Below are 13,420 nucleotides of genomic sequence, written 5' to 3' on the forward strand. Positions count from 1 at the left end.
AATTGTTGGCCTATTCGCGCCCCTGCCTGACACGGAAGATCTCAATCTCGGACTTGTCGGTCGCTGGCGCGCGCCTGACATAAAGTTCCCAATCAAACCACGCGCCGGACCGGTACATTTGACGGTCCAGTACCCGTATACCTGAACGCAACATTCCGAGCTTCCTTGTCGTCATGAACCACCATCGCCGCGCCAGGCGCCGCGATGGACTGGACACTGCTACGCGATCTGAGCGACCCCGAAGTGTGGAACGAGAAGTACCGCTTCCTACGATGGCTTGATTACGTCCCGCAAAGCGAGCGCCGCGCAATCAATGATGATGCCGATATGGATACGCTCCACGCACTGCATCAGGGCAGTTGGCCCCCACCAGTGCCGTCTATGTTGTAACGTCATGTGAACGCAGTGTCGTTCAACCAAAACCTGGCGGCTGATACAACCAATGATCCGACGCAGACGACTTAATCGCGGAAACTACGAATCAGGAGGTGCTCCCGATCATTCCGACCTTTCCGCCGCATTTGTCTGCTTTGGTAGTCCCTCAACCAAAAACACATCGAAACTCCCCCATCCACCATTTATGCGTGCCGCCCATGCCGAGATAGTGTCCGTCATATTTCTCGTAGACCGGCGGCAGCTTTGACGCGTATCTGGCGATGAACGCGCCCTTATCGGTTACCGCTCCCATCAAGATCATGCAGGCTGTCTTGGTGACGGGTATGGCCTTGGCAGCGTCAGCGGGCGCCGCTCCGTGATGCGCACATGCCCCAAGTCCAGCCAGAAGCAAAGTTGCAAATAGCCTTTGAAACCTGTCGCCATTGTTCCATCCATTATAAAAACTTCTCTCCGCACTGGACGTGCCTCAAAAGTTATATCATTTGATAGATCATCTGATTGTAAGCAGGAACCGCGATGACACACGATCTTTCCAAACCCACTATGGTCAATTCTGACAAGACCGCCCGTCAGATTTTCGAAGAAGTTCGTGCCAATCCAGCGCGCGCGAGGTTTGGCTTTGGTGAGAAGATTGCGATTGTAAACGTCGATCCTCAAAAGGCCTATACGCGTCCGGACCTCTACAAGACCGCCTACATCACGGACCCGCGCCAGATCGAACACATTGATGCGATCTCAAGCGCGGCGCGCGCCAAGGGATTGCCCGTGATCTGGACGCATGTCGCCTATATGCAAAATGCTGCCGATGCCGGCGTGTGGGGGACACGCACTGATACACCGGACAGTCTGCAAAACATCAAATACGGGTCAGACCGGACGCAGTTCGATGACCGTCTGAACATCGATTCCGCTGTGGACGCCGTCTACACCAAGCGTATGCCAAGCGCGTTCTTCGAAACCCCGCTCCAGAGCTTCCTGACCTGGCACAAGGTCGACACCGTGATTGTCACGGGCGGCTCGACCAGTGGATGCGTGCGCGCCACCGCTGTCGATGCCCTCTCTTATGGTTACCGCGCGATCGTTCCCATTGAATGTGTTGCTGACAAGCATGAGAGCTACCACTTTGCCAATCTCACAGACCTCCTGATCAAATACGCTGACGTGGTGGACGTCGCTGAAGTATATGACTGGATTGAAGGATACAAAGCCTGATGCACGCTGATCCGAACCTTTATGACTATTGGCCTTATGCTGGACGCCCCAAGATCACGTGGCCGGGCGGCAAGAAACTTGCCTTCTGGATTGCTCCCAATATCGAGTACTACGAGTTCAGCCCGCCTCTAAATGGGAAGCGCCAGCCCTGGCCGCGCGGCAATCCTGATATTGTCGGTTATTCCCAGCGCACCTGGGGCAACACGGTCGGACATTGGCGGATGATGGATCTTTTCGACAAGTATCACTTGCGCGGATCGATCTCACTCTCGGTCGGCTTGGTCGATCATCACCCGGAAATCATCGAAGCATGCGCTGCGCGAAATTGGGAATTCTTCTCCCACGGCATCTACAATACGCGCTTCTCCTACGGGATGAGCCCCGAGCAGGAGATCGCCGTCCTCAAAGATAGTATTCAATCAGTTGAGCGCGCGACCGGTCAACGGATTCGCGGCTATCTCGCCCCTGCCCTCACCCATACCGAACACACACTCGATCTGATCGCAGAGCATGATTTCTGGTACACCTGTGACCTATTTCAGGACGATCAACCCCAACCCATCAAGACAAAAAAAGGCAAGCTGGTATCGATGCCTTATTCGCTCGAGGTCAATGACGTCATAACCTATTCAGTTATGGGCTATTCGCCTGCGCGTTACACACGCATGCTCATCGACCATTTTGACCAATTGCTGGAAGAAGGCGAATCCAGCGGTACCGTCATGTGCATTCCGCTGCACGCCTATCTGGTGGGTCAACCGCACAGGCTTGCGCCCTTTGAGGCGGCATTGCAGCATATTTGTTCCCACAGGGATGATGTGTGGTTTGCAACAGGCACTGAGATCGCCGCGTATTTCCGCGAACATTGTTGGGATACATCTCTGAAAGACATTGCAGCCCGCGGCGTCGCGACAGGAGGAACCGGTTTTGCCCCTGCCTGATGAATACCTCACATATGACGCCCGCAAGCATGGCATGGACAACGACCGCTACGGCTGGGACCCCGCTGACCGGCGTTCGCCCATGGCGTTGGCATCCGGCGCCAAAGCTGCTGCCCTCTTGATTGTTCCGGCTGAATTTTTCCCACTCAACCCGCCAGCAGAACCGTTCAAGCATCCAGGTGCAATGAAAACGCCCTATCCGGACCTGCGACATTTCACGGTACGTGATTATGGCAACCGGGTCGGGATCTTCCGCATCCTTAAGGAACTGGCTGCTGAAGGCTTGCATGCAACTTTTGTTGTCAACGCTGAGGTCGCGCGGCGCTATTCACCGCTCATGGACGCCATTCGCGAAGGCGGTCACGAGATTGCCGCGCACGGCGTCTCCACAGCGCACATCCACCATGATGGCCTCAGCGAAGCCGACGAGCGTGCGCTGATTGCTGATACTCGCGCAACGTTCCCTGACGCCACAACCTGGATGAGCCCTGCGCGCAATGAAAGTTACCGCACGCCAGACCTACTCACAGAAGCTGGCTTCAAAACATGTCTCGATTGGGAGGCCGACAACCGCCCCCTGCCGCTGGCGACAGCGCATGGCGCGCTCGTCGCCTTGCCCAATTATAACGAACTATCTGATTTCAAACTGATGGCAGACCGCCAGCAAAGCCCCGATGAATGGGCAGATCAGGTGCTGGAAGCGGCGCGCTATTGTGTTGCTGATTACGAGCGCAGCGGCGCGCAGGCGCTCGGTTTTACCTTGACACCCTACATCGCCGGCCAACCTTTCCGCATCCGCGCGCTACGGCGCATTTTGGCCGGTCTTGCCGCAATGGACGGACTCGATATTCTAACCGCGCGCGAGATGGCTGATGCCTTTAAGAAGGCAGCCAAATGACCGGTCCCTCGCCTCCGCCCCACGTGCCCAAGCTGACCCAGACTTGTTACCTCATCATCTGCCGCGACCGCCCTGCCAGCGCAGGTTCGCGTAAGGCTCATCTTGCGGGACATCTAAAGCACGTTGAGGATCACTGGCACCGTTATGTCACCGCTGGCCCTATCCGCGAACCGGGCGGGGAAGCCCTCATTGGTTCTGTCTTTCTTGTATTGGCGGACAGTCTGGAAGAAGCTCAGGCCCTGATGAACGGTGACCCTTATCTCACCTGCGGTATGTATCAGCATGTCGAGTACACCGAGTTCACCAACTCCATTGGCCAGTACATCGGCGGCAAGATTTGGGAAAGCGCTGAAGCGATCGCCCATAGAGCGGCTGGTGGCCCACCAAAAGATCAAAGCAAGGGGCTGTAGATAGATGACCTACGATATCAAACACACGACGGTGCTGGTGCGCGACGGAAACACCGCTGGCAAAAAAGACGACCGCACGCGCCTGATCATGACGTGATCTAGTGAAAGTGGTCCAGAAAGTGTGTTAGTTTACCAGCGGATTTCCTGAAATGAGGAAGTTCGACATGACGAAGAAGCGCTTTTCCACAGAATAGATCGTATCGACTCTCAAGCGGGCTGAGATGGGGGACGTCTGTGACAGACTTGATCCGCCAGATGGGGATCACCGAGCAGACCTATTACAGGTCGAAGAAGACGTATGGTCGCCTGGAGCCTGAACAGGTCCGCGAGATGAAGCAGGTTCTCGATGAGACCCCCCAGTTGAAGAAGCTTGTCGCAGGGTTCAACCTCGACAAGGCGGTCCTTCAGGATGTGCCTTCAAATTGGTCTGCCATCGTCATCATCGAACTCGTGTGCCATGCAGGGGGATGAAGCGTAAGACCTCGGCCTCGCCTCCAATTCACTGTCGAATTGCTGGAACAAGATATCGTTCTCGATCCTGATATGCTCTTCGATATCGGCAAGGAATTCATCAAGACCTTCGTAAAGCCGCCGCCAGGTTCCGCATGCATGCTCCGGCAAGGTCATATCATTCGTCAGAGAACGGATTTTCATGATTGCGCGGAGGTGATCATCATGATCGGCGCGCATGGCGGCGATGGGATGCCCCATATACGCGCCATGACCCTGGCGGATTGCCGGAAACAGCACCAGCTCTTCCTTCTTCATGTGCACTTCGAGTTCGCCAATCATGTCCGAGAGAAGATCCGCAAGACCAGCCGGCACATGCGGGCTCTCTGCATGCACTGCCTCCACCTTCGCTGAAAGGCTTTTGAGCTCCGGCAATTGCTCCCTGTGGCGCGCATGAAAGCGGCCTTCGATATACGTGGTCAGCTCTGCGGCCGTTTCTGGCAAAACCATCCTCAAGTGCTCCTACTCGCCTTATGCGGAATACCTGCATGCACAGAGACCCCAAGATGAATTGACCGAGCAATACGCTCGGCGCGCTCAATCACATAATCGGCACCTGCCGGCGTACAGACCTGACGGGCCACCTTCCGGAACAGGGCCAGCCATTGTTCGAAGTGAGATTCGTCCACCAGTAGTCCTGTGTGCACCTGCATGGGCGTTCCGTGATAGCGCCCCGTCATCAGCGCGACCGACGACCAGAAATCCACCATCCGGCTCAGATGCGCCGGCCAGTTCTCTATCCGCGCTTCAAAAATAGGACCGAGCCCCGGATCAGAACGGACATGTTCATAGAAGACTGAAACCAGCCGGGCCAGAATCGTTTCGTCGAGCCCGGTTTGTTCGACAAGTGCGGCCGTCTCCTGAGGGCGCACCGAATACCCGACAATCCGCGGTAGATCTTTTTCGGCCACGTGACGCTCCCGAAGACATTCAACAGAATTATGGCTATTCGGCTTAATTGGTATTGTAAATGCCAATTTTGTATGACAAGGGGAGACAATGCGTCTCACCTCTTTCACAGACTATGGGCTGCGCATGCTTATGCGTATGGCAGCAGCGCCTGACTGCTCGCTTTCGACCGCACAATTGTCTGAGGAATTCGGGCTCTCCAGAAACCATCTGGCCAAGATCATGCAGCGACTGGTCGAAGCTGGCGTGGTCACCACAAGGCGCGGCGCCGGCGGAGGAGCCAGACTGGTCACAGCCCCGCAGAACCTGAAACTCGGCGATCTGGTCGAAATTCTCGAAGATGGCCAAGCGCTCGTGGAATGCTTCGCCAACGGCGGCGGAAGCTGTTCGATTATTCGTCATTGCCGCCTCCGGACCCGCCTGCAGTCTGCCGGTGATGCCTTCCTCGCCGACCTTAACCAAAGCACATTGGCGGACATTTCGCTGGCGAGCACAAAAATATAAACGACCACTTATCAGTCTAGAAAGTCACCTTCCCCATCCGATTGCTGATATCCTGTACTGGATACTGTAAGCAAACAGACACTGATGCCGCACGATACATTTTCAAACCTGGTCGCTCGGGCGATCGTTCGTTCACGATAGAGCCAATGTGAGTCTCATCCCGGATCAATTATAATCTCGATAGGGCCGGCCAAACTGCGGTTGACGGATTGGCAGGCAGCCCAAAGCTGCATCAGGCCCACCGGAAGACCGTCAACTTTCGAACCTGACCAGATCCTCTGGTGTGTTCATATTCACGAACACGTCCGGATCTCCTTCCGGCCACGTCACATCGACAGCGCCGCAGGCTTCAAGAGCTCCAACCAGGCTGCGCCGGCCCGCTTCGGCGTAAGTCTCAACACGGCCAAATGACTCTGCCGGCCATACCGCGCACACCGGATGCCGACGCCCGTTCGAAACAGCAACGGCCGGTCGCATTCTGGCTTCTGAAGCGCCGTAGAGCTTTTCAAGGGCATCAGCGGGCAGGAAAGGTGTATCGCAAGGCAGCGTAAGAAATCGGTCCAGGCTTTCACCACGCGCCCATTCGAAGGCGGCGAGCAATCCGGCCAGAGGGCCGTCAATGTCCGGGCGATCAAATATCCACCCGAACGGCTCTTGCTTCACCTGTGCTGGCTCCCGCACGCACATGACGGCAGGCACATGCCAGGCGTTGACAAGATCAATCACGGGATCGATCAGCCTGCGCCCGCGGAACAATCGCTCCGACTTACCACCGCCCATGCGGGTTCCAAACCCGCCGGCCAGGATGACAACCCCAACCCTATCCATTAGGAAACCACGCTCTCGACGCGAGGCGGTCCACATCCTTCGGGCGCTCGACAGTCAGGTCCAGGTCGCGCAGCAGACCGTCCCGGATTGAATAGATCCAGCCGTGTATCGCGAGTTTCTGGTTGCGCCGCCAGGCGTCCGTCACGAAAGGATTATGGCCGAGATACTCGACTTGTGCCCGGACATTGTGCTCGCACGCAACGTTCACGCGAGTGTCGAAATCAGCAATCTTCTTGAGATGGTCGACATGTCTGTGCGCGAGATCGGCGACAGGCTGCAGCCAGTGATCGATCAGCCCGCGCCTCTGTGTGTCCAGCGCAGCGCGTACACCGCCGCAACCGTAATGTCCGCAGACAATGACATGACGCACTTTCAGCACTTCGATCGAAAACTGCAGCACCGCCAGAAAGTTCATGTCACGCGGGGGCGCAAGGTTTGCGATATTACGGTGCACGAACAATTCACCGGGGTCGAGGCCTACGATCTCATTGGCTGGCACCCGGCTGTCGCTACAGCCGATCCAGAGATAATCGGGTGCTTGCTGAGCTGACAATCGACGAAAGAAGTCGGGCTCAGCACGGACACGCGCACTGGCCCAATGCATATTGTTTTCAAGTAATGTCCGGATCATGGGGCGCTCTTGAACGGATCACCGAGCCCGCGGCGCGCCGCGAGCCGCTGCCCGAGGCTGATCAGGTCCGCTTCGTTCAGGCGATGCCTTGCGATAGGAAGGACCACCGCATTTTCCATGGCGATGTGGCGCTTCTGCTGCTGGCAGAAAGGCTCGATGGTTGAACGGGCCTCCGCAAAGGACGCAAGCCCGCTCTGTTCTGCAAGCGCTCTCGCCACGAGAGCCTTGACCGCCGTCGCATCCATCATGTCATTGGCATGTTCGGCTGAAAGCATTCCAAGCACTTTCTCGATCTGGTCGTCGGGCTCACAGCGCCGGCGGAGCAATGGAAAGAGGTCATCCTCTTCGTCGATCACGTGCAATGGCAGGTCCCGGTCCAGGAAAACGTAAACGTCACGAAGGGCCACGTCATCGAAGACGATTGATCGCGACAGGTCGCTGAGCCGCGCACAAACGTCACGATGACGATAATGCTCGGCGAAAAACCATATCAGCGGTTCCCGGAGCAGGTCGTGCGGGATTGGCTCGATCGGATTGAACTCCCCGGCATTGTCCATGGCCTGTTCCTTTCCCTAGGGGGGCGTTCGCGGCCCGTGTCGTGTTGTGATCAGCGTGTGTGTCTTGTGCAGAGGTGGAAGCTGGTGGTTTACAATCAGTTCAAGGCAATCCGTGAGCGGCGTGTCGCTGTCGCGTAAACGCGAGATCAGCTGTGTCCAGGTTTCATCATCGGCTTTGGCCAGAAACGTGCGGATCATCCGGGAGAGTAGCGCCGTTGCACGCTCCCCATCGCTGGAAGCAGCATGATCGAGCCTCTCCCGGACAGCCGAGCCGAGCGCCTCATATGCGCGTCCGACATCCTTGAGGGCTTGCCCCAGCAGTCCGTCAGCCTTCTCGATATTCCCGGTTCCATCAGAAAGCTCCCCTGTTTCTGTCAGGCAAAGGCCCGGGTGCTCAGAAGACTCCGCGAGCTGGCGATCGACATATACCGCAGCCGCTCTTGTCCAGGCCCGGGCTTCCAGCTGCATCGCGATATGCGGCCGGACATAATCAAACGGCAGGCGTTCGCCATCAGACCGGTGATCGAGCCGCAAGATGTGCCAGCCATGTTCGCTGAGCACAGGTTCGGGGTAAATTGTACCCGCATCCATGTCTTGGAGCACGGACCAGATGGCGGGCAGCACATCTCCCGGGCGGAGCTGGCCAAGACCGCCGCCTTCCGCCGCCGACGGACATGCCGACTTGCTTGCCGCCAGTCTCGCAAACCCCGGTGGGTCTGCCTGAAGGTCCGAAATCAGCTTCCGTGCCTCTTGCTGCGCGGTTTGCACGGCCGCAGGACTGGCCTCTGCGGGCGCGATCAGGATATGAGATGCCTCAAGGAGCGGCGGCGAGCGAAATCCCTCGGGATTTCCCTCGTACACCGCGCGAACAGCTTCGTCGGTGGCTGGCTCAGCATCGACTTCCTCACTGAGGACGGTCCGTATCAATGCCTCATCGCGCGTTTCTTCCTGCCCATCGGAATTTTTTTCCGGTGCGGCGTCCAGACCAAGCGCCCGGCCTCTCGCAAGCAGCACAGCCTTGGCGGCAAGCGCTCGCCCCGCCAGAACCCTTGCCTCAGCCAGAGTTGGCGCCTGATGATTCTGAAGCTCGGACGCCATAAGGCTTTCAGGAACTTCCACACCGTGAAAAACCGCTACAGCCATACTCATGGCACCCTCCGCGCCGCAATGTCTGCCGCCCGGGCCTTATCCGCCTTGATATCGCGGCGTGTACGAACTAATTGCCATCCGCGCCGCCCCAGATACCAGACCGGGGCAGAAAGCATGTGAACCAGACGCGTAAACGGGAACACCAGAAAGATGGTCAGACCAATAATCAAATGTGCTTTGAAGACCCAATGTACATCCGAGATATAGTCGGCTGAACCTGGCTGGAAAGTGAATATACCTTGCGCCCAGCTCATGAACTTGACCATTTCCGAGCCATCGAGATGCTGCGCCGAGAGCGGGATCGTGGACAGGCCGAGCGCGAGCTGCACAGTCAGGAGCGCAAGGATCGCCGTGTCGCCAAAACTGGATGTTGCGCGGATGCGCGGGTCGAAAAGACGCCGGTGCAGAAGGATCAGCGCACCAATAATAGCACAGCCTCCGGCAGCCCCACCCGCGACCATTGCAAGAACCTGCTTGGCGCCGTGACTGATACCGAGTGCATCGAACACCGCGATCGGCGTCAGCAGACCGACAAAGTGTCCCCCGAATATCACCAGCACACCGACATGGAAGAGTACGGAACCGGTCACCAGCTGCCTGCGGCGCAGAAGCTGCGACGATCCCGAGCGCCATGTGTAAGGCTCACGGTCAAAGCGGAGCACTGACCCGATCGCCAGCACAGCAAGTGCGATATAGGGGTAATAGCCAAACATGGCCTGGTCGAACCAGCTGGCGCTGGCAATTGTACTCACATGTTCCTGAGCCATGACTGGCCTCCTTTACAAGGGGTGGCTAGAAGCGCGTTTCCAATGCCACCCAGAATTTTGTCCTGTCCGCAGGCCCATTGTCTGAGCCACTGAAAACAGCTCCTTTGGCTTCAAAGGTGAGCCAGCCATTGATCGGCACACGAAAGACCGCATCAAATTCTGATCCATAGGACAGATCGCCATTGTCGCTGTCGAAATCATGGTAAAAGACCGCCCAGCTGGCTGGCTTGGCCCCATCGATCAATCCGACCCCAGCGCCCTTCAGTCCCAGGCTGGAATCGCGAACGCCAGCGGCGGGTGTGTTGAGGAATACATCCGCCCACCCCTGAAAGGCATGCAAGGTAGCCAGCGGGGTTGCAAATCCACGTCCACCGGCGCCTTCGAGGATCTCGACGCCGCCAATGAGTGTGAGATCATTTCTTGCGAAACTCGCGCCATAGGATTGATAGCCGAGGTCTTGCGCTGGACCTCTTCCGTGATATTCGCTCTGCTGCCCGAACCGGGCATTCAGACCGAACCTGCCCGCCTCCAGTTTCCAGGAGTCGGACCAACCAAGTACCAGCGTCTGTCCGGAGGCAGCGGCCGATTCATCGAAATCGAGAAACAATCCGGTCGCCACGAAGTCGCCAAGTGCCGTCGTAACGCCGGCACGAACCAGATGCGAATCGCTTTCGAACTCCCCGACAGGACTCTCGTCGCCAAAAATGCGATGCACCTTGTCGACATACACATAGTCCAGACTGACATTCTGGAAGCCTGCAATGCCAAACCGGACAGCATCGAAAGTCTGCTCATTCTGACGGAACCCCACATTGCCGACAAAACGGGCATCATCGAAAATGATCCTCTGGCGGCCCAGTGTGGCGTTCGCCGCTTCGCCTTTCCAGCTGACCTGCAGGCGGTTCAGTTCGAATGCTTCCGGGTCCGCGATCACCGCCTTTCCTGGTACTGTATCCACCGTATCGGAAAAGTCGTTGGTAATGTGCCCGACGGCTTCGCCTTCGACTAGCGCGCTCCATCCGTTGCCGAACTTCGCGTCAAGCCCGAACCGGCCCGCAAGAGTCAGGGCCAGCGTGCTGTCGAGACCGTCCTGATCGACCTGCTCCGCGCGAAGCCGGAGATCCAGAATCGGTTTGACAATTTGCCCGGTCTCCTGCGCCTGTGCCGGGGCAACCAGCGCCATGACAGCCAGCGCAGGGAGACAGGCTGAAAGACCGCGTATCATTGCCTCGTTCCCTGCATCGTGTTGAGCATGGCCTGCGCCTTTGGACAGCCATCCTTTTCCGGTCCGGGACCGAAGGTCACAGCTTCCTCCTCCCAGGCCTTGTCCAATGCCTCCAAATCACTGGGGTCATCGTCCTTGATCGCAAGCAGGCTCTCCACAGCAGCCTGATCAGCGGGGCGGTCTGATATTGCCAGCAAGGCCCCGAATACGGCCCGGTAGGGACTGCGCCGCTTTTTGAGACGTTCGGCGATCGCCTCGAGAACATGTGCAGCTTCACCGATAAGCGAGGCAGCATCTGGTTCGGGCAAGATCGAGAGAAATTCGAGGAACACCGGAAGATAGTCCGGCAGGTCGCTGACCTCCATTTCCAGGCCATGAGTCCGGTACAGCTCGACCAGTCCGACCATGGCAGGCCCGCGCTCCCGGCTTTCGCCGTGAACGTGCTCGTACAGATGCAGCGATACGCTCCGTGTTCTGTCGAACAAATCCACATAGGCTGCCTGGACGGCATACAGATCGTGGCTCGCGATATGGTCAGCCAGCTTGCCGAGTGAATTTACGATACGTTCCGGCACGAGACCTTCCTGCCGAACCACATCTACGCACAGTTCTGCTTCTGCCTGGAGCTGTGCCTCCGGATATGACAGGAGGCGGGAGAGCGCTCGGTAAGTCTTTGCCATTGGTCAGATCTCCATGGGTGTCTTGGTTTTTGTACGCGGACGCTTGTCCTTGCCGAACAAGCCCAGTTCCGTCCGCCCGCCTGAACAATCATTCCCGAAGGTGAAACCGCACCCCCCCCGGAGTCCGTATGCATCCTCGCTGGTTTCACGGTGGGTGGTCGGGATAACGAACCGGTCCTCATAATTGGCGATCGCCATATAACGGTACATTTCGTCGACCTGGGCGGCACTCAGCCCGACGCGCTCTGCCGTCGGATGGTCGATGACGCCCTCGACCGACTTGGCGCGCATGTATTTGCGCATCGCCATCATCCGTTCGAGCGCAGCGACGATGGGTTCTTCCTTGCCTGCCGTCAGGAGGTTCGCAAGGTAGCGAACCGGGATCCGCATCGATGAGACCTCCGGCATGTCTGCGTCGCTTTCCAGCGCCCCGGCGGCAAGCGCCGACTGAATCGGCGACAGTGGCGGGACATACCAGACCATCGGCAATGTCCGATATTCAGGATGGAGCGGAAAGGCGACCTTCCACTCCATCGCCATCTTGTACACCGGGCTTTGCTGTGCTGCCCTGAGCCAGGCGTCCGGGACACCGTCAGCACGGGCCTGCTCGATGACTTCGGGATCACTGGGATCCAGGAAGACATCGAGTTGAGCCTGGTACAGGTCCTGCTCATCCGGCGTACTGGCGGCCGCCTCGATCCTGTCCGCATCATAGAGCAGCACGCCCAGATAGCGGATGCGCCCGACACACGTTTCCGAACACACGGTTGGCTGGCCAACTTCCATGCGCGGGTAGCAGAATGTGCATTTCTCCGACTTTCCGCTCTCCCAATTGTAATAGACCTTTTTGTAGGGACAGGCCGACACACACATACGCCAGCCGCGGCACTTGTCTTGGTCGATCAGGACGATACCGTCTTCCTCGCGCTTGTAGATTGCTCCGGAAGGGCAAGCCGCAACACAGGTCGGATTGAGGCAGTGCTCGCACAGGCGTGGCAAGTACATCATGAAGGTTTCTTCAAAAGCACCGTAGATCGCCTTTTCTACCCCTTCGAAATTGTAGTCCTGGCTTCGCTTTTCGAACTCGCCTCCAAGAATTTCCTCCCAGTTCGGTCCCCATTTGATCTTCTCCATGCGTTCGCCGGAGATCTTCGAACGCGGCCGCGCTGTCGGAAACGCCTTCATTTCCGGCGCGGTCTGGAGATGAGCATAATCGAAGTCGAACGGTTCGTAATAATCGTCAATCTCCGGCAAGTCCGGGTTGGCAAAGATCTTGGCAAGGATCCGCCACTTCGCTCCCATTCTGGGCTCGATCCGGCCATTCTTCTTGCGCCGCCACCCCCCGTTCCATCGCTTCTGGTTCTCCCAGTCTTTGGGGAAGCCGATGCCAGGCTTGGTCTCGACATTATTGAACCAGGCGTATTCAACACCTTCCCGGCTGGTCCAGACATTCTTGCAGGTCACCGAGCAGGTGTGGCACCCGATGCATTTGTCCAGATTTAGGACCATCCCTATCTGTGCACGAATTTTCATTTTGAACCCTCCAGTTGAGCAGCAGGCGCGTCCAGCCAGTCGACATTGTTCATCTTCCGGAGGATGATGAATTCGTCTCGGTTAGACCCGACGGTGCCGTAATAATTGAAGCCATACGAAAGCTGGGCATAGCCGCCGATCATATGGGTCGGCTTGAGGATCGCTCGGGTGACAGAATTGTGGATACCGCCCCGCTTGCCGGTGATCTCGGATCCTGGTGTGTTCACGATCTTCTCCTGTGCGTGATACATGAACATGGTCCCTTCACGG

Annotated in this window: 18 protein-coding genes and 1 pseudogene; 7 read left to right on the forward strand and 12 right to left on the reverse strand. The window is 57.5% G+C overall.

Features of this window, described 5'->3' with window-relative positions; translation table 11 throughout:
* Positions 1-204: 204 nt before the first annotated feature.
* Positions 205-390 carry an MFS transporter gene (locus R3C98_RS16525; protein WP_371315166.1) on the forward strand — a complete coding sequence of 62 codons (186 nt, stop codon included), beginning with the start codon at positions 205-207 and terminating at the stop codon, positions 388-390.
* A gap of 151 nt (positions 391-541) precedes the next feature.
* Here R3C98_RS16525 and R3C98_RS16530 read toward each other — a convergent pair whose 3' ends face one another.
* Positions 542-697 carry a hypothetical protein gene (locus R3C98_RS16530; RefSeq protein WP_371315167.1) on the reverse strand — a complete coding sequence of 52 codons (156 nt, stop codon included), beginning with the start codon at positions 695-697 and terminating at the stop codon, positions 542-544.
* Positions 698-939: 242 nt separating this feature from the next.
* On the opposite strand from R3C98_RS16530, the gene R3C98_RS16535 reads away from it, so the two are divergent.
* The 5 genes and pseudogenes from R3C98_RS16535 to R3C98_RS16555 form a co-directional block, all read left to right on the forward strand.
* Positions 940-1,608: an isochorismatase family protein gene (locus R3C98_RS16535; RefSeq protein WP_371315194.1), complete on the forward strand. Its 669-nt coding sequence runs from the start codon at positions 940-942 to the stop codon at positions 1,606-1,608.
* On the forward strand, positions 1,608-2,549 hold the full coding sequence (locus tag R3C98_RS16540; protein ID WP_371315168.1) for a polysaccharide deacetylase family protein: 942 nt from the start codon (positions 1,608-1,610) through the stop codon (positions 2,547-2,549). Before R3C98_RS16535 ends, R3C98_RS16540 begins: the two co-directional genes overlap by 1 nt.
* A complete protein-coding gene (locus tag R3C98_RS16545; RefSeq protein WP_371315169.1) occupies positions 2,536-3,447 on the forward strand; it encodes a polysaccharide deacetylase family protein in 912 nt (303 codons plus the stop codon). Before R3C98_RS16540 ends, R3C98_RS16545 begins: the two co-directional genes overlap by 14 nt.
* Positions 3,444-3,857 (forward strand): YciI family protein, encoded by a 414-nt coding sequence (locus R3C98_RS16550; protein ID WP_371315170.1) that lies wholly within the window; start codon positions 3,444-3,446, stop codon positions 3,855-3,857. Before R3C98_RS16545 ends, R3C98_RS16550 begins: the two co-directional genes overlap by 4 nt.
* 221 nt (positions 3,858-4,078) lie before the next feature.
* Positions 4,079-4,271, forward strand: a pseudogene (locus tag R3C98_RS16555) (transposase); the annotation flags it as partial.
* 3 nt (positions 4,272-4,274) lie between these two features.
* Here R3C98_RS16555 and R3C98_RS16560 read toward each other — a convergent pair.
* Positions 4,275-4,817 carry a hemerythrin domain-containing protein gene (locus R3C98_RS16560; RefSeq protein ID WP_371315171.1) on the reverse strand — a complete coding sequence of 181 codons (543 nt, stop codon included), beginning with the start codon at positions 4,815-4,817 and terminating at the stop codon, positions 4,275-4,277.
* Between the two features lie 2 nt (positions 4,818-4,819).
* A complete protein-coding gene (locus R3C98_RS16565; protein ID WP_371315172.1) occupies positions 4,820-5,278 on the reverse strand; it encodes a group III truncated hemoglobin in 459 nt (152 codons plus the stop codon).
* A gap of 88 nt (positions 5,279-5,366) precedes the next feature.
* Here R3C98_RS16565 and R3C98_RS16570 point away from each other — a divergent pair, with 88 nt between their 5' ends.
* On the forward strand, positions 5,367-5,780 hold the full coding sequence (locus R3C98_RS16570) for an Rrf2 family transcriptional regulator (protein WP_371315173.1): 414 nt from the start codon (positions 5,367-5,369) through the stop codon (positions 5,778-5,780).
* A gap of 252 nt (positions 5,781-6,032) precedes the next feature.
* On the opposite strand, the gene R3C98_RS16575 is transcribed toward R3C98_RS16570, so the two are convergent.
* From R3C98_RS16575 to R3C98_RS16615, 9 genes are all read right to left on the reverse strand, one after another.
* Positions 6,033-6,644: a molybdenum cofactor guanylyltransferase gene (locus tag R3C98_RS16575; RefSeq protein ID WP_371315174.1), complete on the reverse strand. Its 612-nt coding sequence runs from the start codon at positions 6,642-6,644 to the stop codon at positions 6,033-6,035.
* A complete protein-coding gene (locus R3C98_RS16580; protein WP_371315175.1) occupies positions 6,601-7,239 on the reverse strand; it encodes a carbonic anhydrase in 639 nt (212 codons plus the stop codon). The genes R3C98_RS16575 and R3C98_RS16580 overlap by 44 nt, the downstream gene beginning before the upstream one ends.
* Positions 7,236-7,796, reverse strand: a complete 561-nt coding sequence (locus R3C98_RS16585) for a hemerythrin domain-containing protein (protein ID WP_371315176.1) — start codon at positions 7,794-7,796, stop codon at positions 7,236-7,238. The genes R3C98_RS16580 and R3C98_RS16585 overlap by 4 nt, the downstream gene beginning before the upstream one ends.
* Positions 7,797-7,811: 15 nt before the next feature.
* A complete protein-coding gene (locus tag R3C98_RS16590) occupies positions 7,812-8,945 on the reverse strand; it encodes a peptidylprolyl isomerase (RefSeq protein ID WP_371315177.1) in 1,134 nt (377 codons plus the stop codon).
* The gene (gene narI, locus R3C98_RS16595) at positions 8,942-9,712 is read right to left on the reverse strand and encodes a respiratory nitrate reductase subunit gamma (protein WP_371315178.1); all 771 of its coding nucleotides are present in this window, start codon (positions 9,710-9,712) and stop codon (positions 8,942-8,944) included. The genes R3C98_RS16590 and narI overlap by 4 nt, the downstream gene beginning before the upstream one ends.
* Positions 9,713-9,737: 25 nt before the next feature.
* Positions 9,738-10,937, reverse strand: coding sequence for a hypothetical protein (locus R3C98_RS16600; protein ID WP_371315179.1), 1,200 nt, complete (start codon positions 10,935-10,937; stop codon positions 9,738-9,740).
* On the reverse strand, positions 10,934-11,617 hold the full coding sequence (gene narJ / locus R3C98_RS16605; protein WP_371315180.1) for a nitrate reductase molybdenum cofactor assembly chaperone: 684 nt from the start codon (positions 11,615-11,617) through the stop codon (positions 10,934-10,936). Before narJ ends, R3C98_RS16600 begins: the two co-directional genes overlap by 4 nt.
* A gap of 3 nt (positions 11,618-11,620) precedes the next feature.
* On the reverse strand, positions 11,621-13,150 hold the full coding sequence (gene narH / locus R3C98_RS16610; RefSeq protein WP_371315181.1) for a nitrate reductase subunit beta: 1,530 nt from the start codon (positions 13,148-13,150) through the stop codon (positions 11,621-11,623).
* A partial coding sequence (locus tag R3C98_RS16615) for a hypothetical protein (protein WP_371315182.1) occupies positions 13,147-13,420 on the reverse strand: 274 nt, incomplete at its 5' end. The genes narH and R3C98_RS16615, both read right to left, overlap by 4 nt.

The sequence above is a fragment of the Hyphomonas sp. genome (assembly GCF_041398465.1).
Taxonomy (GTDB): Bacteria; Pseudomonadota; Alphaproteobacteria; order Caulobacterales; family Hyphomonadaceae; genus Hyphomonas.